A 21,879-nucleotide genomic window follows, 5' to 3' on the forward strand; every position below is an offset into this window, starting at 1 on the left:
AGGTCGTCGCAACCGCCGCTCACTGGAGCAGCACAACGGGGGAGTAGACGTAAGAGCTGGTGCCGGTGACCGTGGACGGCACCACGCCGGAGGTGACCAGCGGCGCCGCCTGGATCGTGACGTGCTTCTTGTTCATCGGGCCGGTCAACTTCACGTCCATGATGCGGATGCCGTACCACTTGACGATGGTGTAGATGGCGTTGTTGCCGGGGCCGTTGACCTCGCTGAAGATCGGGATGCAGCGCGGCTGCCCCTTGATGGCGGCCAGCTCGTCCTTGCAGCCGGCGCTGATGCCGGTGTCGCCGTTGAGGTAGAGCTTGCCGTGTTCGTTAAACTCTAGCACGCCGCCGTGGTAGGACAGGTCGTCGTTGTTGACGCCGTACAGGATCTGCCGGTTAATATCCGACGTGCTGTTGTTGCTGCTGCCGATGTCCACCGTGCCGCGGTTGCCGGGCGAGCCCGTGCCCTGCGGGTAGAGGTTCACCTCGAGCTTGCCGTCGGGACCGGCGCTAACGGTCTTGGAGTGCTCGTTGTAGGTCCACTTGTCCTCGCCGTACCCGGCGACCCAACCGTTCCAGGTATCCAGGTCGAGCGCGAAGGGCAGGATGTCGATGTTCTGGCCGCTGTTAGTCGTCTGGAACCCACGGATGTCGCGGACGATCGCCGCGGTGGCCGAGGCCTCGAGCGACTGGCCCGTCTTGCCGAAAACCTTGGCGAAGAAGTACGGCGCCACGCCGTTCACGGTGTTGTCCCGCCGCACCTTGACCCGCACCGCGTTGAACAGGTTGGCGCCGCTCGTGTCGAGGGTGACGTTGGCGCCGTAGACGTCGCTGACGTGGCCGAAGACCAGGTCCCCCGCTGGCGAGTTGGAGTAGTTCGAGTGGAGGGCGGGCGCCTCGGTGCTCACCACGTTGCTGCCGGCGTAGCCAGCCGCGGCCAGCCGTGCGGAGCACTCCGCGGTGTCGCTGTCGGCGCCGTCGATGAGCTGCTGGCTGTAGTCCCAGCAGGCGGCCAGGGCGGCCGAGTCGGCGGTCCGCTGCAGCTCCTCCTTCACGGAGAGCATGTAACCCAGGTCGACCGCAAACGCGGCCATGCCCACCATCACGACGGCGAACACTGCGGCGAGGATTGCGACCACGCCGCGGCGGCGTGATGCGGGGGCGTGTCGACGGTTGGTTCGTTGGTTTCTCATGGCGTCGATCTAAGGGATAGAGTGAGGTGCGGGAGGGCCAGCCGGCTGTGCTACGGGTCCAGGCCCGTAGAGATATCGATCGGCGCGTTCAGCTCGTGGTACTGGCCGTCGGCCGTTTTCCAGACGAGCTTCTTGAGCGTCAGGGAGGAGACGCGGTTGCCGGCGAAGCCGATTCCGGACTCGGTGAGCGAGATCGCTGGAACGTAGGTGTTCAACCGCGTCTGGCTTACCGAGATGGTGTCCTTCAGCAGGCCGTTGGCCCCGAAGGTCCCGATGGACTCGGACGATCCGTCAATCACCTCAAACGAGAGCGTGCCGCCGTCGAGCGTCATCCGCTGCTTCCAGCTCACGGTCTCGCCGTCGTAGATCAGCGAGTACTTGCTGTAGCTGTTCTTGGCGTCGGCGCAGTGGTCGCCGATCCAGTGCTGCACCTGCACGCCGCCCGGGCTGAAGTCGGGGAAGCTGCCGTGGTTGACCGTCACGACGAAGAAGTTGCCGTCCAGGTGACCGGTCGGCGACATCACCATGCTGACCTGGGGCGCCGACCGGTCGGCGTCTGGTCCGCCCACCTGCAGCTCCCAGTGCTCTTCGATCATGAGCACGTCGGTGTCGGCCGCCTGCGCGGCGGGGGGCCCAGTCGCGATGAGCGCGACCATTGGGAGGAACGCGGACGCTGCGCGCAGTGTGGACCAATTCATGAAACGCCTCCCAGGCGCCGCACTGTGGCGGCTGCCCCCTGAATAGTGTTGCGATGAGATAGTTAGCGCCGTGCGCCGGGCAAGAGGTTGGCCGTCACGCCCCCCGCGTGGCTCAGCCTGTTAGCGCCGAACCGCCCCGGAAGAGAAGTGACGGCCCTGCCGAGAGTGCTGAAACCCATTTCTGGGTGGCCCGACTGCACTCACCTGCAATGCCTCTTGCCTAATAGAAACCGTAGCTTGCGTTTTCGCCCTAGGTCGGAAGTCTTTTACAACCCTGCGCACACCCGCCGGCGTTGGAGGGGGTGCGCCGTCCGAGCCGGTTAGACCGGCATGAGCGACTCGCGCTCCGCCTCCTCTAGGGCCTCGGCAGGGCGCCCGCTGTCGTCGACTGGGGAGTCGATCGCGGCGTTGTGCTTCTCGAGCACGCGGTTGAACGCGTCTGCAACATCTTGCCAGTAGTCGCCGTCGCGGAACTTGATCGGCCGCACCGGCTTGCCGTCGGCAAGGTCGTTCAGGCTGCATCGCAGGCGGTAGATCGGGCCCACGAAGCGGTTGCTGAGCTTCGAGAGATCGTACAGCACCACCGGGAGCATCAGCACCGTCACCACGAGGCCGACGGCGAGCACCTCGGCCAGCGGCGCCAACTGCCCCCAATCGGAAACCACGGTCGGGACGCCCGGCCACACGAACAGCCAACCGAGCACGGTCAGCCCGGCCACCATGCTCAGGCTCAGCACCCAGTACCGCGCGGCGCGGAACAACAACGCCCCTTGAACGGCGCGGTCGATGAAGTGCTTGCTGCGGCGTTTGATGTCCTGCATGTCGTGTCCCCCGAAGTGTGAGCAGAAGAATCCCTTCTGAAAACCTAGGCCACACGCGGACGCCGGGTCGGGCTAACCCGTATGAAGGTGCGGCGGGTCCCCGCTCGGGATGCGACGGTTGTGCCGGCTGCGCTAAGACTTGGTTAAGAAACGCCCACGCCCGTGGACACCCGATCGGACGGCTGGCTAGGTTGATCCGCTCTCGCCCGCCCAATGCTGTGACCGACTGATTCCGGGTAACCCTCGATGCCTCCGCTACGTTCCTGTTTGGCGACTGCCCTGTTTGGTTGGCTGGGCCTCGCGGCGGGCGTCGCCACCGCCGACTTTGTGAACGGCGGGTTCGAGTCCGGCGACTTCAGCGGCTGGACCGTCGCCGGGCGCACAGAGAACAGCATGGTGGGTCACGACGGCGACGAGATCGTCGGCGAGGGGAGCATCTTCTCACCTGCGGTGGTCAACGTCCGCTCGGGCGACTACGCCGCGGTCGCCGTTGTGGCGGCCACGCAGGGCGCCGGAGAGCACCTCGCGCTCAGCCAGCCGGTGACCTTCACCGACGACTTCTACGAGATCGGGTTCTACATTGGGACCGACGCGGCCGAGAACTTCGACGTGCTGCAGGCGATCGCCAGCGGCGGGCTCGGCATTTACGTCGACGGTAGCCCGCTGCCGCTGCACGTCGCCGAGCACAACCTGCAGGGCTTCGTGACGCCCGGCTCGGACCCGGTCGACTTCCGGTTGTTCGCGGCGCGGTACGAGGCGTCCGCCGGCACCCTGCCGGTGGAGCTGCGTGTGTCGGGCAGCGGCAGTTCGCGGGCCGGCATCTCGATCGACGACGCCTACGCCCTGCCGGTGAGCGAGCTCGGCTCTCTGACCGGCGACTACAACCAGGACGGCGTGGTCGACGCGGCCGATTACACCGTGTGGCGCGACTCGCTGGGGCAGACGGGCCTGACCCCCGGGGCCGGCGCCGACGGCAGCGAGGACGGCGCCGTGGGCCCCGTCGACTACGATGTCTGGCGAGACAATTACGGCCACGCCGACGCCGCGCCGGCCGCCGGGTCTGCCGCCGCGCCCGAGCCCGCGTCGGCCGCCCTGCTGTGCGTGGCGGCCGCCCTCGTCAGGCGGATCGGACGCCGCCGTTGACCACCGTTCGCCGCAGCCCAGCGGCGACTTTCTTGCAGCCTGCCGGCTGGCTACAATGGCGGCTCTCGTCTGCGGATCCTGGCCCGCACCGACTACCACCAATCGTGTCGCCCGGGCTGTCTGAGCCGCGGGCCTACAGCAGGGCGTGCTATTTATGGGCTTACTCGACGGCGTTGTCTTTGTCGCGTTTATCATCACGGTCATTGCGGTAGGCCTGTACAAGAGCCGGGACGAGGACACCGAGGGTGAGAAGGGCGCGTCGGACTACTTCCTGGCTGGCCGCGGGCTGACCTGGTGGCTGGTCGGCTTCTCGCTGATCGCGGCCAACATCAGCACCGAGCAGTTCGTCGGCATGAGCGGCGAGGCGGCCGCGTGGCTCGGCATGGCGATCGCCAGCTACGAGTGGATGGCCGCCATCACCCTGGTGGTGGTGGCGTTTGTGTTCCTGCCCAAGTTCCTCAAGAGCGGCATCTACACCATCCCGGAGTTCCTGGAGTACCGCTACGGCGCGTTCTCCCGCACCTGGATGGCGATCGCCACGATGATCATCCTGGTGGGCGTGCCCACGGCGTCGGTCATCTACTCGGGCGCCAAGGTGATCACCGGCAACTTCCAGGGGATCCTGGTCGCCGGGTACGACCTGGGCAACATCACGGTCGGCTGCTGGATCATCGGCACGCTGGCGGCGGCCTATGTGTTCGCCGGCGGTTTGAAGGCCTGCGCCTGGGCCGACCTGATCCAGGGCGCCGCGCTGATTGTCGGCGGCTGCATCATCGCCTACCTGGCGTTCGCGCTGCTGGAGCGGACCGACCCCGAGGCGCTGCTCGCCACGTCCCGCAACGCCGAGCTGACCGTCGAGGACATCCAGGACGAGGGGGGCTGGGGGCGGTTCTGGAAGCTCAACGACGCGCCGCTGCCCGAGGGCAAGCTGCACATGAAGCGGCCGCTGGACGACCCCAAGATCCCCTGGTCCGCGTTGGTGCTCGGCCTCTGGATCCCCAACTTCTTCTACTGGGGCCTCAACCAGTACATCACGCAGCGGACGCTCGGCTCCAAGTCGCTCGCCGAGGGGCAGAAGGGCGTGGTGTTCGCCGCGATCCTGAAGCTGATCATCCCGTTCATCGTCGTGATCCCGGGCATCCTGGCGTTCAACCTGTTCAACGGCGAGCTGAAGGAAGACGCCGTTGGCCGCAACGCCACGATCCTCGCCACGCACTCGCCCGACCTGTACGCCGAGCTGAGCGACTCGGTCAAACCGGACGCCGAGCTGGCGCGCAACAAGGGCCTGGTCGCCAAGCTCGAAGGGCTGCTGGCCGCCGAGCCCGCCGATCAGCGGCTGTACAAGTTTGACGAGGACTTCGCCGAGCTGCACCCGGCCGACGCGGCCAGGATTGTGGCGTACAACCTCCAGGCCACCGGCGGCGCGAGCGGCGAAGCCCCCGGCCCGGACGCGTCGGCGGCCGAGCTGGCCGAGGCGAGCGTCTCGTCCAGCGACACGCCCAAGGACGCCAAGATCGAGGTCGCGACCCTCTCTGCGCACGACTACGACAACGCGTTCCCGACGCTGCTCCGCGAGCTGCTGCCGATTGGCATCGGCCTGAAGGGCTTCGTGCTGGCGGCCATCTTCGGCGCGGTGGTCAGCTCGCTGGCGTCGATGCTCAACTCGGCGTCGACGATCGCCACGATGGACATCTACAACAAGATCCGCGGCGGCGCCGCGCCGGCGGCCGAGCTGGTCCGCGCGGGCCGGTTCTTCGTGGTGCTGTTCGTGGTGATCGCCATGCTGATCGCGCCGTTCCTGGGGCACCCCAGCTTCTCCGGGATCTTCACCTTCATCCAAGAGTTCCAGGGCTTCATCTCGCCGGGCGTGCTGGCGATCTTCCTGTTCGGCCTGCTGGTGCACCGGGCGCCCCGTGAGTGCGGCATCGTCGGCCTGGTGCTCAGCCCCGTGCTGTACGGCCTGTTCAAGTTCGGCCCGATGATCCCCGGCCTGGACGGCGTCGCGGCGCTGCAGTGGATCGCCGACCGCTCGTTCCTGGACCGCATGTCGATGACCTTCCTGATCATCCTGTCGGTGCTCACCGTGATGACCCTGGTGAAGCCGCTCAGGGCGCCGGTCGAGCTGCCGGTCAACGTCGAAATGGACATGCAGCCCAGCCGGCTGGCGCAGGTCATGGCGGTGTTCTCCGTCGGCCTGACGATCGTGCTGTACTACATCTTCTGGTAGCGGTGCGCAGGGCCGGCTGATGGTGGCGTCCCACGGCGAGCCCGCCGCGGGGCGCCCGGGCGGCGGCCCCGGTGGTCGCATGACGCCCAGCGCACCGCCACGGCCGTTTTTTCGCCAAGCTGGTATTGGCAGCCTGCCCAGATACGCTAGATTGTCCGCTCGGGACAGGGCCGCGCGCCAGGATGCGCCGGCCACAAATCTAATCGACCGGCCCTCCTGCGGCCGGCCGGGTGCAAGCATCTTATGGTTGGCCTCGCCACGCTCCTCGCCACCACCGGCCTGTTGGTCTCGGCCGGCGCCGCGGAGTCGTTTTTTCACCGCCGCCGCCTGAACCAGATCCCCACCCGGGTCCACGTGAACGGGACCCGCGGCAAGTCGAGCGTCGCGCGGCTGATCGCCGCCGGCATGCGGGAATCTGGCATCCGCACCTGCTGCAAGACCACCGGCACGCTGCCGCAGATGATCCTGCCGGACGGCACCGAGTTCCCCGTCTTCCGGCCGGCCGGCGCGAACGTGATCGAGCAGATCCGCATCGTCGACGCCGCCCTCGAGTTCGGCGCCGAGTCGATCGTCATGGAGTGCATGGCGCTGATCCCCTACCTCCAATTCCTCAGCGAGAACAAGCTGGTCCGCGCCACCCACGGCGTGATCACCAACGCCCGCGAAGACCACCTCGACGTGATGGGGCCCGGCGAGCGGGACGTCGCACTGGCGTTGTTGGGCATGGTGCCGCCCGGCCAGAAGCTGTTCACCGCCGAGCGTGACCACATCGACCTGTTCCAGAAGGTATGCGACGACCGCGGCGCTCAGCTCATCGCGGTCACCGAGGAGGACGTCGCGGCCATCACACCGCTCGACCTGGCCGGCTTCCCCTACGTGGAGCACGCGGAGAACGTCGCGCTGTCGCTGCGGGTCTGCGAGGACCTGGGCGCCGACCGCGCGACCGCGCTCCGCGGCATGTGGGCGGCAAAGCCGGACACCGGCGCGATGGTGGCCCACGAGATGGACTTCTTCGGCCGGGAGATCAAGTTCGTCAACGGCTTCGCGGCCAACGACCCCGAGTCGACCGAGCGGATCTGGAAGATGGCGCTCGAGCGCTACCCGGACGTCAAACGCCGGATCGCGGTGTTCAACTGCCGCGTCGACCGCCCCGACCGCTCCGCGCAGCTCGGCCGCGTCATCGCGCAGTGGCCGCAGGCGGACTACTACGTGCTGATCGGCACGGGCACCTTCATGTTCGCCCGCGAGGCGGTGAAGCAGGGCATCGACGCGCTGAAGCTGGTGTTCCTCGAGGACCGCAAGGCGGACGAGATCTTCGAGCGGGTGATCGAACTGTCCGCCGGGTCTGCCCTGGTGATGGGCATGGCCAACATCGGCGGCGTGGGGCTGGACGTGGTCCGGTACTTCGCCAACCGCAGCACCATGAGGGCGTTCAAGTGATTGATGTGGATATTGTGGCGGTGTCGATCGGGGTCGGGCTGGCGGTCAGCCTGATGTTCTCCGAGGTGTTCGGCCTGGCGGCCGGCGGCATGGTCGTGCCGGGCTACTTCGCGCTCTACCTCGGCAAGCCGATCGACGTGCTGCTGACGCTGGCCTGCGCGCTGGCCACGTTCCTGGTAGTGCGGCTCCTGTCGACCTTCATCATCATCTACGGCAAGCGCCGCACGGTGATGATGATCCTGGTCGGCTTCCTGCTCAACTCGATGTTCTCGCTGCTGCCGGTCGAGGACGCCCTGATCAGGGCCGGCTACACGCCCGAGCTCAGCAGCAGCGGCTCGACGATGGAGGTCATCGGCTACATCATCCCCGGGCTGGTCGCGATCTGGATCGACCGGCAGGGGCTGGTCGAGACGCTCAGCGCCCTGACCGCCGCGTCGGTCGTGGTGCGGCTGATCCTGATCCTGATCTTTGGCATGACCCTCAACCAGCTGTAGCGGGCGGAGCGTTGGGGCCCGCGTTCCGCGGCTGTTTTTGTTCCACCGACACGTCCGCTCAGACACAGCACTCGCAGCGTTATGAAAAAAGTCTACTGGCGTCCCCGGACCGTCTCACGCACGGCGCTGCTGCTGATCGCGATGCTTTCGGTCGCCGGGCTGGTGATCTCCGAGTTCACGAAGACCGAGCAGCGCCGCCCGTACCGCGAGTCCAAGCTGGCCGCGGCCCGCGCCGCGGAGGAGGCGTTCGAGATCATCAAGGAGGCCCGCGTCGAGGCCGGCCCGCCGATCGACTCCGACCACGACCCGTCCGAGACCGGCATCATCGGCCTGCCCACTTCTGTCATCACCAGCGTGCACGGCGTGCTGCCGGCCAAGCAGGTGTCCGTGAACCCGAACTTCGCCGCGGTGATGGTCGAGATGCTCCGCGAGGCGGGCGCCAAGAAGGGCGATGTCGTCGCGCTGGGCCTGTCGGGGTCGTTCCCGGCGCTCAACATCTGCGCGGTCGCCGCCTGTGAGACCCTCGGCCTCGAGCCGCTGGTGATCTCCAGCGCCTCGGCCAGCGAGTGGGGCGCCAACGTGCCGCACCTGATGTGGATCGACATGGAGCGGATCCTCAACGAGAAGGGCGTGCTGCACACCCGCTCGCTGGCGGTCTCGCCCGGCGGGCAGGAGGACGAGGGCCCCGCCACCGAAGAGGGCATGGAGGCCGTCCGCGAGGGCGCCGAGCGCAACGGCCTGAAGCTCATCGAGGAGGACTCCCTGGAGGACCACGTGAAGGCCCGCCGCGACATCTACCGCGACGCCCTCGGCGGCCGACCGATCAAGGTGTACGTCAACGTCGGCGGCGGCGCCACCAGCGTCGGCACGCACATCGGCAAGGACCTATTCGAGCCGGGGCTGAACCTGGTCGCACCGCCCCGCGTCGACCGGCTGCCGGGCGTCATGCCGCAGCTGGCCAAGGAGGGCATCCCCTGCATCCACCTGGTGAACATCGTGAACCTGGCCGCCCGCTACGGGCTGCTCCAGCCGCTCGAGACGCCCAGCGAGGAGGGGGACGAGTTCATCCAGCTCCGCGAGGTCGGCACGGCCGGAGTCTTCCAGGGGATCGACTACCGCAAGCCGGTCGTGGCGTTTGTGCTGGCGACCATCCTGTTCGCGCTGTGGGGCTTCATCCGCACCGACATCGGCTTCCGACTGCTCCGCGGCGGCGCCGCCCGCAAAGCCGCCGGCCCGCCGGAACCGATGGTGTAGCGAACGCCGCGGCGTTGTACGGCGGGGGTTGGTCCACACTAGGCACAGCGGGTGCTGACGACAGGACCCGGCCCGATCTATCGCGCGCTTGCTAGAACAGATCGACCGGTAGTCTCCGAGTGGCACCCTCGATGGCCCGCAGCGACCCGCGCACCTTTGACGGATCGCTTGCTGCCACGCCGTGGTCCTACCGGCTGTGGATGCTCGCCGGCAGCCGGGAGCGGTTCTTCGAGACGCTCACGCAGGAGTTCGGCGACTTCGTCCGGTACCGCGGGGTGCTCAGCTTCTACCTGGTCAATCACCCGGCGCTGGTCAAGCAGGTCTTGCAGGAGACCAACCGCGGCTTCGACAAGAACAGCCCGCTGTACGACCGCTTCCGGCGGGCGTTCGGCGACGGGCTCGTGGTGGCCGAGGGCGATCAGTGGAAGCGGAGCCGCGCGGTGGTGCAGCGGGTGATGGGTCCCGGCCCGGTGCGGTCGTACTTCGACCTGATGGTCGGCTCGGCCGACACGCTCGCCGCCGAGTGGACGCGAGCCGCGCGCGAGGAGGCGGTGTTCGACGCGGCCCCCGAGATGGACCGACTCACGCTCGAGGTGATCGGGCGGGCGCTGTTCGAGGACGGCTTCGACGAGGCGGCCGACTCCATCCGCCGGTGGACGCAGGTCATCGACCACTACAGCTCCAAGGCGCCGCTGCCGATTGTCCGCAGCGCCTGGTTCCCCTCGACGCTCAACCTCCGGCTCGGGTCGACGCTGCGCGAGTTCCACGGCTTCATCCAGGCGATGATCGACCGCGCCCGCGCCGCGCCGGCCGGGGGCGGGCTGCTGTCGATGCTCTGCCAGCCGGCGGAGGACTCTGATCTGCCCCGACTGTCCGACAAAGAGATCCGGGACGAGGCGCTCGGCATGATCGTCGGCGGGCACGAGACTTCGTCTGTGGCCCTAACCTGGATCTGGTACGAGCTGAGCCGCCACCCCGAGGTGGAGGCGCGGCTGCACGAGGAACTCGACGGGGTGCTCGGCAACGGGCCGCTCGCCGCCGACCATCTACCGCGGCTGGTGTACACCAAGATGGTCATCGACGAGACGCTCCGACTGCACCCGCCGTTCTGGTTCGAGAACCGCAACGTCATGCGGGAAGTACAGCTCGGCGGGCAGACGCTGCCGGCGGGGACGATGGTGGCCTTCAGTCGCTACGCGCTGCACCGCCACCCCGGCTTCTGGACCGACCCCGAGGCCTTCGACCCGGAGCGGTTCCGCCCCGGGGCCGAGGAGAACCCGCGCTCGACCCACGCCTACGTGCCGTTCGGCGGCGGGCCGCGCGTGTGCGTGGGCGTCCACTTCGCGGTCCAGGAACTCGTGGTGCTGCTCGCTTCGCTGGCCAGCCGCTTCCGGGTACAGGTCGACAGCAGCCACCGCCACGCGGTGTCCGCGCTGCTCACGATGCGCCCCAAGCACGGGCTGCGGGTCCGCGTTACTCAGCGGCGGCCCGGCACCGACCGGTAGAGCCAGTCCACCGGCTTGAGCGCAAACAGCAGCATGATCAGCGGGAGCGGCAGGTACCTGGGCGGGCGCGGCAGGCCGGCGTCTAAGCGGTTGTCGTCAGGGAAGTCGTAGTCGAGCGTGGTCGCCGGCGCCGTCAGCTGCGTCCAGCGGTCGCGGAGGGTCCGCGGGCGGGGGCCCGCCTGCATCAGCGCGGCGAGCTGGTCGCAGTACGGGAACATCTCGACCGGGTAGATCAGCCGCGTGTCGACGCCGCCGTAGCGCTCGCGCCGCGCGGCGGCGTCCGCGGCGTTCAGGCGGCCGACGCCGTCCGGACGCGGCGTCTGCCCGGCGATCAGCCGCGTCACGAGCCGCGCCTGGACCTCGCTGATCGACGGGATGTTGCCGATCACCGGCCGCGCGAAGCCGACCAGGAACAGGTCGTCGTGCTCGGCGTGGCAGCAGCCCAGGTAGAAGTCAGACACATTGGTCTGGTCGCCCAGCAGCTCGCCCAGCCGCGACCGGAAGCCGACCGCCGGCACAACCACGTCGGGCGTGATCTGCTGGGGCGCATCGCCATCGAACCCCTCGTAGCGGGTGAGCGTCGCGTCCGTCGGCGGGCCAACCACCTGCAGCCTGCCCTCGGCCACCGCGGTCAAGAAGTCGTCGCTCTTGTTGTGGAACATGTCGAACAGTCCGTGCCGGGCGTGCCGGTTGAGCCGCCGTCCCCACCGCTTGCGCTGCTCGAACACATCGCCGCCCGCATCGTTCTGCGTCTTACTAGACGAGGGGAACAGCCATTCAAACCACCCCTGGTGCCGGATTCGGGCCGCGACGAACCGCTGGCCGATCCAGTTGCGGATGTCGGGGTGGATCGACAGCATCAGGCGGTTCCGCAGGAAGTCCGACGGCACGCCGCGGATGGGGTGGTAGCGCGGGCTGACGCGGATCCCGGAGCGGAGCGAGAGGTACACCCGATTGCCGGCCGCTGGCTGCGCGAGGCGGTTGGCGAAGTCGGCCGCCATCTCGCCGCCGCCGATCACCACCACTGTCTTGCCGGTAATCTCCGCCAGCCCTGCGGTGGAGCAGAGCCGCCGCAGGTCGGCCAGCGTCGCCTGGTCTCCCAACGGGCGTGGCTCGGCGACCAGGCCCGTGCAGATGATCACCGCGTCGAACTGTTCGGAAGCTGATTGAGCAATGTCACGCACGTGAAACGTGACGTCCCACCCATGTCCCCCGGCGGGCCGGCGCACGGCGGTCACGCGGCAGCCGTGGGAGATATGCCGCCGCAGGTCGAAGTGGTCGGCGAAGTCCTGCAGGTACTCGCCGTACTCACCGTCGCGGAAGAACTCGCCGCGGCTGGCGCCGCCGTCGGGCCGGACGGTCGCGTCGTACCGCGGGTAGCAGGAGAACTGGGTGGTGTACTTCGTGGAGGTCGAGACAAACCCGTCGTAGGGGCGGCCCCACGCGCCGGTGACGCGGTCCGACTCCTCGAAGCACCGCACCTCCCAGTTGGGCAGCGCGTCGATCGCGTGCTTCAGGCTGATCAGCCCGCTACTGCCAGCGCCAATGATCGCCAGCCGCCGCGGCGTGTTGTCCCCGTTCATGACGACACCGCGGTAAGGCTGATCAGCACGAAGTTGAACTGGCCCGACTCTGGGACGAACAGCAGCAGCCGATCGCCGGGCTCAACCGGCTGGGTGTGCAGGTACTCGTCGAGCATGACAAAGATGCTCGCGGCGCCCGTGTTGCCGGCGGTGGCGAGGTTGGTCCAGTACGGCGTCGGCGCCTGGGGGTCGGCGCACCGCTTGGCGATGGCCCGCTCCATCTTGCGGCGGAAGAAGAACGAGGACATGTGCGGCAGCACCATCCGGTAGTCGTCGACCGAGTCGCTGCGGCGGCGGAACGCGTCCTCGAGGAACACGTCGACGCACGGGAACAGGTGTTCCGACAGCACCGACACGTCCTGGCTCAGCAGCGAGTTGCGGCTCTCCAGTTTCATGCAGAGCGGCGCGCGGTCCGCCAGCGAGAGGGAGTGCGTCCAGTCGACCCGCAGCGAGAGCCCGTCCTCCCGCGGCCGGTCCTGCAGCAGGAAGGCGCCCGCGCCGTCCGACAGCATGAAGCGGAGGAACACCGACATGAACCACCGGCTATTCCGGAGGTTGGCGTGGTCGGCGCGGTCGTCGACCGGCTGGATGACCGACGACTTGAGCACCTCGGACGAGTGCTCGGCGCCGACGCAGAGCGCGCTTGCGTGGTCGCCGCTGGCGACCGCTCGGACGGCCGCCGCCAGCGCCGCCGCCGCAGACGAGCAGATGCCCGCGTGCGAGCTGATCTCCACCGGCTGGCGGAGCAGCCCGGCCTCGGCGAGCCGCGCGTGCAGCAACGACGCGTACCCCGGCGCCGCGAGCGGGGCGAAGGTCGTGCCGGCCGACAGGTAGGTCGCCCCGCCGCAGCCGGCCGCCGACCCGAGCCTGCCGACCGCCTCGGCGCCCAGGCGGTAGACGTCGTGCGTGGGGCGCTGCCGCTCGTCCTGGGCGTAGTGGCGGCGGACAATGCCGTTCATCGTGAGGATCTTCTCGCGGACCGCTTCCTCGCCGTCCAGCGCGCCCAGGAAGAGCTGGATGCTGTCGTTGTCGACCGGGACTCCCGGCAGGAACGAGGCGGTCTGAGTGAGGTAGCACGGCATGGTCAGGTCGCCTGGTGGGGGACGGGCGGCACGCGACGCAGCAGGTCGTAGACCACCTCGTCGAACACGATGTGGTAGTACAGGTACTGGCTGGGGTTCGAGAAGAACGCGCTGGAGTTGTAGTGCCCGCGGTTGGACACCTCCTGCATGAAGAAGTCGAGGTCGGTCTGCACGGCGTCGTTGCCCTCGTAGATCCGCTTGACGCACCACAGCAGGATGGAGTCGGACCCGAAGGAGTTGAGCGCTGTGATGGTGGTCTTGAGGTCGCCGAACACGGTGATGGTCATCACCACCAGCATCACGATATTGGTGGGGCCCAGCAGCTGCAGCGAGCGTTTGCGGTTGGACTCGAGCACCGCCTTGCTCCACTCCTCGTGGTCGCGCGGCCTGGTGGAGCGGATGTGGTCGAGGTTGTCGAGGAACGCCTGTTTGTCGAACCGGTCGACGACCTCGTACGACAGCAGGTCGTGGCCGATGGTCAGCCGGTTCTGCAGCACGGTGCGGATGTCACCGACGCTGTAGTCGCCGTCGATGGTGTTCAGCTTCCGGCCCGTCGACGCGAGCGGCACGCCCTCGCGCCGCAGGATGTGCTGGTACAAGAGCGGCTCGATCTGCACGTGACGCATGAACAGCTCGGCCGCGTCGGCCCGCGCCAGGTACTTCATCCCGAACGCCATCCAGAAGTCGATCAGGTAGGCCTCGAACCCGAGCGGCCAGCGGTGCAGCACGAACTTCAGCGGGAAGCTGATGAACCGCACGATGAAGTACAGCACCAGCAGCACCGGCCGCAGCAGAATGAAGTCCCACTGCGTCTTCTCGCGGGCGAACACGCCGTTCACGTAGTCGGTGATGTAGGGGAACTGGTGCATGGCAGTGGATGGCTGGCGGGGCGGTGCGAATGGATCTCGCGTGGCGTCCCCGTTACGGAGGACGCACACGCGGCGCCAAAGCTTAGGAGTGTATCATAAGGCGTTTTGTTTACTGGACTTAGGGCGCCAGCAGCGAACGGGTGGGCGATCGTGGGCGGCTGGGGAGGCGGGCGCCCAGCGCCGGGCGGACTGGCGCCGGATGCCTGGCCCGCACGAACCCCCGCCGCGTCGGCGGCGACCGCCCCGTGTGGGCGCAGGGATTCTCGCGGAAAGGACATCCCCGGCACACCCGCGTAACACGGCGGTAACAAACGGGCCCTAGGATGGGCGTCGTAGCGCCAGTAGCGTTGGTTTACGCTAGAGGGCGCGGGCGTCTTCCGCGTGGGCCCTGCGGGGACGGCCGGCCCTGGCGACTTTTCTGATCGGAGTAAAGGAGCAACCCCATGTTGCGTTCACGAACATCGGCGGGCCGTCCGCTCGCCTTGATTGCCTGCCTGGTGTTGGCCGCCGCGGCAGCGCCGGCCGCCACAGGGTCGGAGCTGCTGGAGAAGGCGATCTACACCGAGGAGACCGTTGGCGACCTCGACCAGGCGATCGAGATCTACCAGAAGGTGGTCGCTGAGGGCGCCAAGTCGATCGACGCGGCGGCCGAGGCGCAGTTCCGCATCGGCGCCTGCCTCGAGAAGCAGGGCAAGACCCAGGAGGCGACCAAGGCGTTCCAGGCCGTGGTCGACGACTACCCCAAGGCGACCCGATGGGTGGCGAAGGCGAAGGACCGGCTGCCGGGCAGCCCCAAGCTGCTCGCCACGCCGTGGGGCGACGGCGACGAGCTGCAGTTCGAGATGAAGCTGCCGACCGGCATGGGCATCGGCTGCCAGATCTACCGGGTGGCCAAGCAGCCGCGCGACGGCGTCGAGGCGTGGAAGTGCGAGTCGTGGCAGGTGGTGACCCTCAACGGCGCCTTCGGCAAGAGCCGCGTGTGGGCGGACCTCGACACGTTCGCGCCGATCGAGAGCCACTGGCGGCACTCGGTGCTCGGTGAGGCCGACGCCGTGTACGAGAAGGACAAGGTGGTCATCACGCTGGCGGGCAGGAGCGAGCCGGTCACCCTCGAGTCCGAGGGGCCGCTCTACGACAACGAGCAGGCCGCCGAGATGTTCCGGCGCCTGCCGCTGAAGGAGGGCTTCAAGACCACGCCGACGGTCATCTCGAGCCTGACCGCGATGGCGATCCCGTTGAAGCTGAGCGTCACGAAGGTCGAGACCATCGAGGTCCCGGCCGGCAAGTTCGAGTGCTTCCGGCTGCACATCGACGACCTCAACCAGACCTTCTGGATCGCCAACGACGAGCGGCGCAACATCGTGCGGTTCGCGGCCGGCGGCGTCGTGGCCGACCTGATGGAGGTCCGCAAGGCGACCACCGGCGAGAGCGTGCCGCTCAAGCGGGACCTGTTCACGCTGACGCTGCCGCCCGAGTGGCACACGTACACGCCTTCGCAGTCGGAGCAGGACCCCCGCACCACGACCTGGCTGATCGACCCGGACGCCACGATGCAGTCCCGCGTCGAGGGGGGCGAGCTGACGCCGATCAAGGAGAAGTTCACCACGCCCAGCGACTGGCTGAAGGAGGCGCTCAAGAAGTATCGCGAGCGGCTGGTGGACCTGACGCTCGACGACGACTCGATCCAGGCCGTTGAGATCAACGGCCGCCAGGCGGCGGTGGCGGTGTTCGAGTACAAGGAGGGCGACAAGAACCAGAAGGCCCAGCGGGTCGCGGTGTTCGGCGACAAGTCCGCGGTGAACCTGCGGTTCTCTGCCCCCACCGAGGACTTCGACAAGTGGCAGCCCGCCATCACGAAGATCGTTTCCAGCCTGAAGGTCGAATAGGACGGCGACGATGCGTAGCGACCGCCTCGCGTGGCCTCTGCTGCTGCTCCTGCTGACGGTGCTCGTGCCGTCGGCGGGGGTGGTGTGGATGATGCGCGAGGCGGTTCGCAATGAACAGCTGGCCGCCAACCAACGGTTGCGCGACGCCTACCAGACGCAGCTCGACGCGGCCCGTCAGACGCTCGAGCAGCGTTGGTCGGAGCGCCTGCGGCGGCTCGCCGACCGGGCGAGCGACCAGCAGCCCGCGGCGGCGTTCGCGGAGATCGTTGCGAGCGGCGAGGTCGACAGCCTGCTGATCAGCGACGCCAACGCGCGCGTCGTCTACCCCGACCGCCCTGCCCCGCCGCCCGAGGAGCCGGCGGCCCAGTCGGCCGAGTGGGCCTCCGCCCGCCGGCTGGAGTTCGCCGAGCGCCGATTTGAGGCGGCCGCCGAGGCCTACGCGTTGATCGCCCGCGACGCCGCCGACGAAGCGACCCGCGCCAGCGCCCGGCAGTCGCAGGTGCGGTGCCTGCTGGCGGCGGGCGAGCGCGAGGCGGCGGTCGAGGTGCTGCAGACGCAGTTCGCCGCGCAGGAGGTTTTTGATGGCCAGGGCCGTTCGCCGGCGGCGGTGGCGGGCCTGCGGTTGCTCGAGCTGCTGCCGCCCGACTCGCCGGAGTGGCGTGGCGTCGCGGACCAGTTGGTCGCACGCCTGAACGACTACCAGCAGAACCCGCTGCTAGCGACGCAGCGTCGGTTCTTGATGGAGGAGCTGCGGCGGTGGCCCGAGCTCGGGTCGCGTCTGCCGACCCTGCCGGCCGAGACCCTCGCCGCCGAGGCAGCCGAAGCCTACGACGCCGGCTTCGCCACCGACTCGCTGCGCCCGACGCCGCTGACCGGCGTGTGGAGCCAGTCGCTTGCCGATGGTCGGGTGGTCGCGTTGCACCACGCCGACAAGCTCCGCCAACGGCTGCTCGCACTGACCGACGACATCGCGCTGCCCAGCGGCGTGGCGTTCACCGCGCACCAGCCCGGCGGCGAGCCCAGCGGCCTGCTGCTGGACGCCCCGCTGGGAGAGGGCGTGGGGCAGTGGCGGCTGGGGCTCGAGGCCGCCGAGGGCGACCCGTTCGCCGCCTCGTCGCGGCAGCGACACGCCGTGCACCTGTGGATCACGGTGCTGGTGATCGCGGCGACCGTGGTGCTGGCGTGGCTGCTGATCGCCGCGCTGCGTCAGCGGCTCCGTCTGGCCCAACTAAAGAATGACCTCGTGGCGACCGTGTCGCACGAACTCAAGACGCCGTTGGCCTCGATCCGCCTGCTGGTCGACACGCTGCTGGCCGAGGGCGGCAGCCCCACCGACGCGAACGCCCGGGAGTACCTCGAGCTCATCTCGCAGGAGAACGCGCGGCTGACGCGGCTGATCGACAACTTCCTGACCTTCTCCCGGATGGAGCGGGGCAGCCAGCGGTTCGCGTCGGCGCCGGTTGAGGTTCAGGAAGTGGTGCGGCAGGCGGCGTCCGTTTTCCGGGAGCACGTCGGCGACGATGGCGGCGCCCTGCGGGTCGACCCGGGCCCGCCGGCCCAGGTGCTGGGCGACGCCGACGCGCTGGTCTCGGCGGTGGTCAACCTGCTGGAAAACGCCTGGAAGTACAGCGGAGAGGCGAAGCGGATCGAGCTGTCGGCCGGCGTGGTCGACGGGCGGGTCGCGATCGTGGTCCGCGACAACGGCATCGGGCTCAGCACGCAGTCCGCCGCCCGCGTGTTCGACCGCTTCTACCAGGTCGACCAACGGGTCGCCCGCGACCGGGGCGGCTGCGGGCTGGGGCTCAGCATCGTGCGGACGATCGTCGAAGCGCACGGCGGCGAGGCGACCGTCGAGAGCCGGCCGGGCGAGGGGAGCGCGTTTACCCTCTGGCTGCCCGAGCTCGAACCGCGCCGCGCGGCGGCCTCCGAACGCCCGGCGGGCGAACAGGAGCAGCCCGCATGACTCCGCCCGCCAGCATCCTCATCGTCGAGGACGACCCGGCGCTGCTGCGCGGGCTCGGCGACAACTTCCGCATGGCCGGGTACGAGGTGCACACCGCCGCCAACGGCGAGGCGGGCCTGGCGCAGGCGTTGGCCCAGCCGCCGGACGTGCTGCTCTTGGACATCATGCTGCCGCTGCTCAACGGCTACGAGGTGTGCCAGCGGGTGCGGTCGGCGGGGCTGACCCTGCCGATCGTGATGGTGACCGCCAAGGGGCAGGAGGAGGAGATCGTCCGCGGCCTGGAGCTGGGCGCCGACGACTACGTGACCAAGCCGTTCGGCATCCGCGAGCTGATGGCGCGGGTCAAGCGGCTGCTGCACCGCCCGACCGCCGACGCCCCGGACCGGGTCGCGATCGGCGACGCCGTGCTCGACCGCGCGTCCTGCACGCTGACGCGCGCCGGCGAGGAGGTGCCGCTCACCGCCAAGGAGTACCGCCTGCTCGACTTCTTCGCGTCGCGGCCCCACCGCGCGTTCACCCGCAGCGACATCATCAACCAGGTGTGGGGTCGGTCGATCGTGGTCAGCGGGCGGAGCGTCGACCGCTGCGTGGCGACCCTGCGGAGCAAGATCGAACGCGACCCGAGCAGCCCCAAGCACATCCACACCCTTCGCAACATCGGCTACCGCTTCGAGCTGGGCGAGTAGCCGGCTGGTCGGCGGGCCGGACGCCGCTACGTTTAGGTATCTGGAGGATCGCTCAGAACCGTGGCGCTATGAACCAACCCCAACCCAGCATGCCGATCGGCAGGCAGGCGGCCGGCCTCGTCGGCTGGCTCGTGGTCTGCTTCGCCGCGTCGGCCGTCGGGGCGCTGGCGTCGGTGCAGGCGCGATCGTTCTACGCCGATCTGCAGCAACCCTCGTGGGCGCCGCCGGGTTGGGTGTTTGGCCCGGTCTGGACCGCGCTGTACGCGCTGATGGGCGTGGCGGCCTGGCTGGTGTGGCGGTCGGGCGGCTTCCGGAGCAACCGCCCTGCCCTGCTGCTGTTCCTGGTTCAGCTGGCGGTGAACGCGGTGTGGAGCTGGCTGTTCTTCGCGTGGCGGCTGGGCGGCCTCGCCTTCTTGGACATCCTGGCGCTGGCGGCCCTGATCGTCGCGACGCTGGTCGCGTTCTGGCGGGCGCGGCCGCTGGCCGGCGCGCTGCTGGTCCCCTACCTGCTGTGGGTCGCGTTCGCGGCGGCGCTGAACCTGGCCATCTGGCGGCTCAACCCGGCGATGCTGGGCTAGCCCGTGACCAGGTGGTGGGGCGACTGGGTCGGCTCGCCCATCCGCCGCAGCTCCACGTCGCGCAGGCACATCTTGGCGGACTCCAGGTAGACGCCGAACAGGCCCTCGCTGAACGTCGGGTCGGCGAGCGTCAGGATCACCCGCCCCTCGACCGAGAACTCGAGGTAGTGGCCGAACGCGATGAGCTGGATCTCGGCCTCGCCGGGGGTCTCGCTGTGCCAGTTGCCGCCCTGCAGCGTGCGGAACTGCATCATGTGCTCGCCGCTGCCCGGCTCGCCGGTCTGCCAGGCGCGGAGTTGGGCGATGCCCTTGAGCAGGTCGAGCGACAGGTAGTAGCCGTCGTAGGTCTGGGGGTCGACGCGGAACACGATGCCGCACTTCCCGAGCCCGTGCAGGTCGATCTTGGCCCGCAGCCGCGCGGACTTGATCGACCCGTCGAACACGAACGCGCGGAAGCCGGCCTCGCAGGCGAGCTCGATCTGGTTGCCGTCGACCGCGCAGAGCTGGTCGGTCGACTGCTCGTCGAGCGGGCGGACGCAGCGGGTCTCGATCCGCTCGCCGACCCAGTCGTCGAGGCCCTCGAAGGTGGTGGTGCGGATCAGCCCGCCCGGGGTGCGCTGCAGCCGCTTGGGCGGCGGCATGATGTTGTGCGACGTGCGGTCCGGCCCGCCCAGCGAGAAGAAGTTCCACACCAGCCAGCCCTTCTCGTCCTGGCACAGGCGTCCGGCGTAGTTGCCCTGGGCCAGCAGCACGTTGTCGTGGTAGCTCCGCCACGGCGCGCCGATCTGGTGGGTGTGCCAGTAGCGAATCTTGGCGTCCTCGCGGAGGCTGCCGATCAGGTAGTACTCGTCCTCGATCTTGATGAGGTTGGGCACCTCGATGTCGTCGTACAGCCCGGGGTGGTGCAGCGGCGGGCGGGTCTCGAACCGGCCGGGCGAGGTCTCTTCCATGACGCCCACGCAGCCCCGCCGCACGACCGGCCCGGTCTTGGTGCGGGCGGCCATGATCAGCCAGCCGCGGTCGCCCTCGCGGTAGTAGTAGGGGTCGCGGAAGCTGACCCAGTGGCGGCCCTCGTCGAGGGTCGCCTCGTAGTACTCGGGGTCGGGCTCCAGGGGGAACGCGCTGTCGGGCGACAGCTCGGAGTGGCGGCAGCTGGTGGGCTGCTGCCCGGCGATCTCGCGGGCCTTCAGCACGGCCGGCGGGTCGTGCGGTCCGCGCTCGTCGCGCCAGTTGACCGGCGCCTTGCGCCAGTGGTAGAGGTCGTCGCTGACCGCCATGCCGAGCCGCTGGATGCCGCCCTGCTCGCGCCGCGACAGGCCGGTGTAGAACATCCGCCAGCGGCCGGGCTGGTGCGGGTCGGGCGAGACCGCCATCGTCCACAGCATCAGGTCGTCCCAGGAGCCGGGGTCGCCGATGAACAGCGCGTTGCTGACCCGCCGCCAGTTGATGGCGTCGGTGCTGACCGCGTGGGCGATGAAGTCGTGGTTGGGCAGCACCAGGTGGAACAGGTGGTACAGCCCGTCGTGGTAGAGGACGTCGACGTCCCCAATGGCTTTGCGGCTGGCTTCGGTCTCGGTAAACACGGTGGGTCGGGCGCTGAGGGTTCGGGGAGGTCGGTCCTGCCCGGCTAGCATACCCGGTGGACGCTACCCGCCGCCAACCCGGTCTGCGGCGCCGCGCTTGACCTAGAGAAAAAAGGTGGCAGCCACCTCTTTCGCTCACCTTCTTGCGCCCTAACGAACGAGAGCCTGTTGTGGTTCTGGTGGATTCGTAGTCAGTCTGACAATCCCAGATTGGCCCCCAGAGCTCTCAGACATTTCACCCGCTGCGAATTGCCTTGTGTAAGCTCTGCTTGCACGGCAAGCTCTTCGGCCACTGCTAAGAACCGCTCCTTGGATAGGTCATCAAGGTTTTTGAGATGTGCCGCGATGTGTTCCAGCTGTTCTACGGCCGTATCCGGATCAACGAGGTCCTCTTCAGACGTGGCGAAGAATACGCATGTCTCAATTAGTGCAGTGGCGATGGAATCAACGTTCATGGCACAACCTTCATCGCGACATGGTAGATACCAAGCTCTTCAAACGGGCCAAGAAAAGGTGTCTGACCCCTTCTCTCTACCGGTTCGCGGCGCCGCGCTTGACCTGGTCCTCCATCATCCGGCGGGCCTGCTTGGCGGCGGACTTCCAGTCGCCGGACTCGGCGTCGGAAAGGATGCCCTGCAGCCAGCGGGCCTCGCGGTCGCTGAGGTCGCCCGCCTGGTGCGAGGCCTCCACCTGCTCGGCGACCGCGGGCACGCGGTCGGCCGCCTTCTGGTTGGAGAGCGAGTACAGGGCCATCGCGTAGTCGTACGCGACGGGGCTGACCTCGCCGTAGCCGCCGCAGCCGACGGCGAGCGTCAGCGCGAGGGCCAGGCAGGCATAGGTGGTGCGGGGTTTCATTGCGGATCCTGTTTGCGTGC

Annotated in this window: 19 protein-coding genes; 10 read left to right on the forward strand and 9 right to left on the reverse strand. The window is 68.6% G+C overall.

Annotated features, from left to right (window positions below; translation table 11 throughout):
• Positions 1 to 19: 19 nt before the first annotated feature.
• The 3 genes from KOR34_RS09160 to KOR34_RS09170 all read right to left on the reverse strand — a co-directional run bounded on the left by KOR34_RS09160 (position 20) and on the right by KOR34_RS09170 (position 2,711).
• A complete protein-coding gene (locus KOR34_RS09160) occupies positions 20 to 1,192 on the reverse strand; it encodes a TadE/TadG family type IV pilus assembly protein (protein WP_146564232.1) in 1,173 nt (390 codons plus the stop codon).
• Positions 1,193 to 1,242: 50 nt separating this feature from the next.
• The gene (locus tag KOR34_RS09165; protein WP_146564234.1) at positions 1,243 to 1,890 is read right to left on the reverse strand and encodes a hypothetical protein; all 648 of its coding nucleotides are present in this window, start codon (positions 1,888 to 1,890) and stop codon (positions 1,243 to 1,245) included.
• A gap of 320 nt (positions 1,891 to 2,210) precedes the next feature.
• Positions 2,211 to 2,711, reverse strand: coding sequence for a hypothetical protein (locus KOR34_RS09170; RefSeq protein WP_146564236.1), 501 nt, complete (start codon positions 2,709 to 2,711; stop codon positions 2,211 to 2,213).
• Between the two features lie 267 nt (positions 2,712 to 2,978).
• Here KOR34_RS09170 and KOR34_RS09175 point away from each other — a divergent pair, with 267 nt between their 5' ends.
• The 6 genes from KOR34_RS09175 (at position 2,979) to KOR34_RS09200 (ending at position 10,774) form a co-directional block, all read left to right on the forward strand.
• Positions 2,979 to 3,854 carry a hypothetical protein gene (locus tag KOR34_RS09175; RefSeq protein WP_146564238.1) on the forward strand — a complete coding sequence of 292 codons (876 nt, stop codon included), beginning with the start codon at positions 2,979 to 2,981 and terminating at the stop codon, positions 3,852 to 3,854.
• 154 nt (positions 3,855 to 4,008) lie between these two features.
• Complete coding sequence (locus KOR34_RS26585; protein ID WP_197531274.1) at positions 4,009 to 6,081, forward strand: sodium:solute symporter family transporter; 2,073 nt, start codon at positions 4,009 to 4,011, stop codon at positions 6,079 to 6,081.
• Positions 6,082 to 6,324: 243 nt separating this feature from the next.
• Positions 6,325 to 7,521 (forward strand): poly-gamma-glutamate synthase PgsB, encoded by a 1,197-nt coding sequence (gene pgsB / locus KOR34_RS09185; RefSeq protein ID WP_146564241.1) that lies wholly within the window; start codon positions 6,325 to 6,327, stop codon positions 7,519 to 7,521.
• On the forward strand, positions 7,518 to 8,015 hold the full coding sequence (gene pgsC / locus KOR34_RS09190) for a poly-gamma-glutamate biosynthesis protein PgsC (RefSeq protein WP_146564243.1): 498 nt from the start codon (positions 7,518 to 7,520) through the stop codon (positions 8,013 to 8,015). The genes pgsB and pgsC overlap by 4 nt, the downstream gene beginning before the upstream one ends.
• Positions 8,016 to 8,096: 81 nt before the next feature.
• A complete protein-coding gene (gene pgsW / locus KOR34_RS09195) occupies positions 8,097 to 9,269 on the forward strand; it encodes a poly-gamma-glutamate system protein (protein WP_146564244.1) in 1,173 nt (390 codons plus the stop codon).
• Positions 9,270 to 9,400: 131 nt separating this feature from the next.
• Positions 9,401 to 10,774, forward strand: coding sequence for a cytochrome P450 (locus KOR34_RS09200; RefSeq protein WP_146564247.1), 1,374 nt, complete (start codon positions 9,401 to 9,403; stop codon positions 10,772 to 10,774).
• Here the strand turns inward: KOR34_RS09200 and KOR34_RS09205 are convergent.
• The 3 genes from KOR34_RS09205 to KOR34_RS09215 are packed head-to-tail and all read right to left on the reverse strand — an operon-like array spanning position 10,747 to position 14,308.
• Entirely contained in the window at positions 10,747 to 12,357 is a 1,611-nt protein-coding gene (locus KOR34_RS09205) for an FAD/NAD(P)-binding protein (RefSeq protein ID WP_146564249.1), read from the reverse strand. The two genes, KOR34_RS09200 and KOR34_RS09205, sit on opposite strands and share 28 nt — an antisense overlap.
• Complete coding sequence (locus KOR34_RS09210; RefSeq protein WP_146564251.1) at positions 12,354 to 13,439, reverse strand: 3-oxoacyl-[acyl-carrier-protein] synthase III C-terminal domain-containing protein; 1,086 nt, start codon at positions 13,437 to 13,439, stop codon at positions 12,354 to 12,356. Before KOR34_RS09210 ends, KOR34_RS09205 begins: the two co-directional genes overlap by 4 nt.
• Positions 13,440 to 13,441: 2 nt before the next feature.
• A complete protein-coding gene (locus KOR34_RS09215) occupies positions 13,442 to 14,308 on the reverse strand; it encodes a hypothetical protein (protein WP_146564253.1) in 867 nt (288 codons plus the stop codon).
• 443 nt (positions 14,309 to 14,751) lie between these two features.
• Here KOR34_RS09215 and KOR34_RS09220 point away from each other — a divergent pair, with 443 nt between their 5' ends.
• The 4 genes from KOR34_RS09220 (at position 14,752) to KOR34_RS09235 (ending at position 19,421) form a co-directional block, all read left to right on the forward strand.
• Positions 14,752 to 16,194 (forward strand): DUF3108 domain-containing protein, encoded by a 1,443-nt coding sequence (locus KOR34_RS09220; protein ID WP_146564255.1) that lies wholly within the window; start codon positions 14,752 to 14,754, stop codon positions 16,192 to 16,194.
• 10 nt (positions 16,195 to 16,204) lie between these two features.
• On the forward strand, positions 16,205 to 18,157 hold the full coding sequence (locus KOR34_RS09225) for a sensor histidine kinase (protein WP_228714553.1): 1,953 nt from the start codon (positions 16,205 to 16,207) through the stop codon (positions 18,155 to 18,157).
• A complete protein-coding gene (locus KOR34_RS09230; RefSeq protein ID WP_146564257.1) occupies positions 18,154 to 18,843 on the forward strand; it encodes a response regulator transcription factor in 690 nt (229 codons plus the stop codon). Before KOR34_RS09225 ends, KOR34_RS09230 begins: the two co-directional genes overlap by 4 nt.
• A 68-nt stretch (positions 18,844 to 18,911) precedes the next feature.
• A complete protein-coding gene (locus KOR34_RS09235) occupies positions 18,912 to 19,421 on the forward strand; it encodes a TspO/MBR family protein (RefSeq protein ID WP_228714554.1) in 510 nt (169 codons plus the stop codon).
• On the opposite strand, the gene KOR34_RS09240 is transcribed toward KOR34_RS09235, so the two are convergent.
• The 3 genes from KOR34_RS09240 to KOR34_RS09250 form a co-directional block, all read right to left on the reverse strand.
• Positions 19,418 to 21,004, reverse strand: coding sequence for a glycosyl hydrolase (locus tag KOR34_RS09240; protein ID WP_146564259.1), 1,587 nt, complete (start codon positions 21,002 to 21,004; stop codon positions 19,418 to 19,420). The two genes, KOR34_RS09235 and KOR34_RS09240, sit on opposite strands and share 4 nt — an antisense overlap.
• Positions 21,005 to 21,195: 191 nt before the next feature.
• Positions 21,196 to 21,459, reverse strand: a complete 264-nt coding sequence (locus KOR34_RS09245; protein ID WP_146564261.1) for a hypothetical protein — start codon at positions 21,457 to 21,459, stop codon at positions 21,196 to 21,198.
• 76 nt (positions 21,460 to 21,535) lie between these two features.
• Positions 21,536 to 21,859: a hypothetical protein gene (locus tag KOR34_RS09250; RefSeq protein ID WP_146564263.1), complete on the reverse strand. Its 324-nt coding sequence runs from the start codon at positions 21,857 to 21,859 to the stop codon at positions 21,536 to 21,538.
• Positions 21,860 to 21,879: the final 20 nt, after the last annotated feature.

The sequence above is a fragment of the Posidoniimonas corsicana genome (genome assembly GCF_007859765.1).
Classification (GTDB): Bacteria; Planctomycetota; Planctomycetia; order Pirellulales; family Lacipirellulaceae; genus Posidoniimonas; species Posidoniimonas corsicana.

Coding starts and splice junctions, on each gene's coding strand:
- KOR34_RS09210 (WP_146564251.1), bottom strand. CDS start 13,439: ATGCCGTGCTACCTCACTCAGACCGCCTCGTTCCTGCCGGGAGTCCCG.
- KOR34_RS09250 (WP_146564263.1), bottom strand. CDS start 21,859: ATGAAACCCCGCACCACCTATGCCTGCCTGGCCCTCGCGCTGACGCTC.
- KOR34_RS09220 (WP_146564255.1), top strand. CDS start 14,752: ATGTTGCGTTCACGAACATCGGCGGGCCGTCCGCTCGCCTTGATTGCC.
- KOR34_RS09230 (WP_146564257.1), top strand. CDS start 18,154: ATGACTCCGCCCGCCAGCATCCTCATCGTCGAGGACGACCCGGCGCTG.
- pgsW (WP_146564244.1), top strand. CDS start 8,097: ATGAAAAAAGTCTACTGGCGTCCCCGGACCGTCTCACGCACGGCGCTG.
- KOR34_RS09235 (WP_228714554.1), top strand. CDS start 18,912: ATGAACCAACCCCAACCCAGCATGCCGATCGGCAGGCAGGCGGCCGGC.
- KOR34_RS09225 (WP_228714553.1), top strand. CDS start 16,205: ATGCGTAGCGACCGCCTCGCGTGGCCTCTGCTGCTGCTCCTGCTGACG.
- KOR34_RS26585 (WP_197531274.1), top strand. CDS start 4,009: ATGGGCTTACTCGACGGCGTTGTCTTTGTCGCGTTTATCATCACGGTC.
- KOR34_RS09215 (WP_146564253.1), bottom strand. CDS start 14,308: ATGCACCAGTTCCCCTACATCACCGACTACGTGAACGGCGTGTTCGCC.
- pgsB (WP_146564241.1), top strand. CDS start 6,325: ATGGTTGGCCTCGCCACGCTCCTCGCCACCACCGGCCTGTTGGTCTCG.
- KOR34_RS09245 (WP_146564261.1), bottom strand. CDS start 21,459: ATGAACGTTGATTCCATCGCCACTGCACTAATTGAGACATGCGTATTC.
- KOR34_RS09165 (WP_146564234.1), bottom strand. CDS start 1,890: ATGAATTGGTCCACACTGCGCGCAGCGTCCGCGTTCCTCCCAATGGTC.
- KOR34_RS09170 (WP_146564236.1), bottom strand. CDS start 2,711: ATGCAGGACATCAAACGCCGCAGCAAGCACTTCATCGACCGCGCCGTT.
- KOR34_RS09205 (WP_146564249.1), bottom strand. CDS start 12,357: ATGAACGGGGACAACACGCCGCGGCGGCTGGCGATCATTGGCGCTGGC.
- KOR34_RS09160 (WP_146564232.1), bottom strand. CDS start 1,192: ATGAGAAACCAACGAACCAACCGTCGACACGCCCCCGCATCACGCCGC.
- KOR34_RS09200 (WP_146564247.1), top strand. CDS start 9,401: ATGGCCCGCAGCGACCCGCGCACCTTTGACGGATCGCTTGCTGCCACG.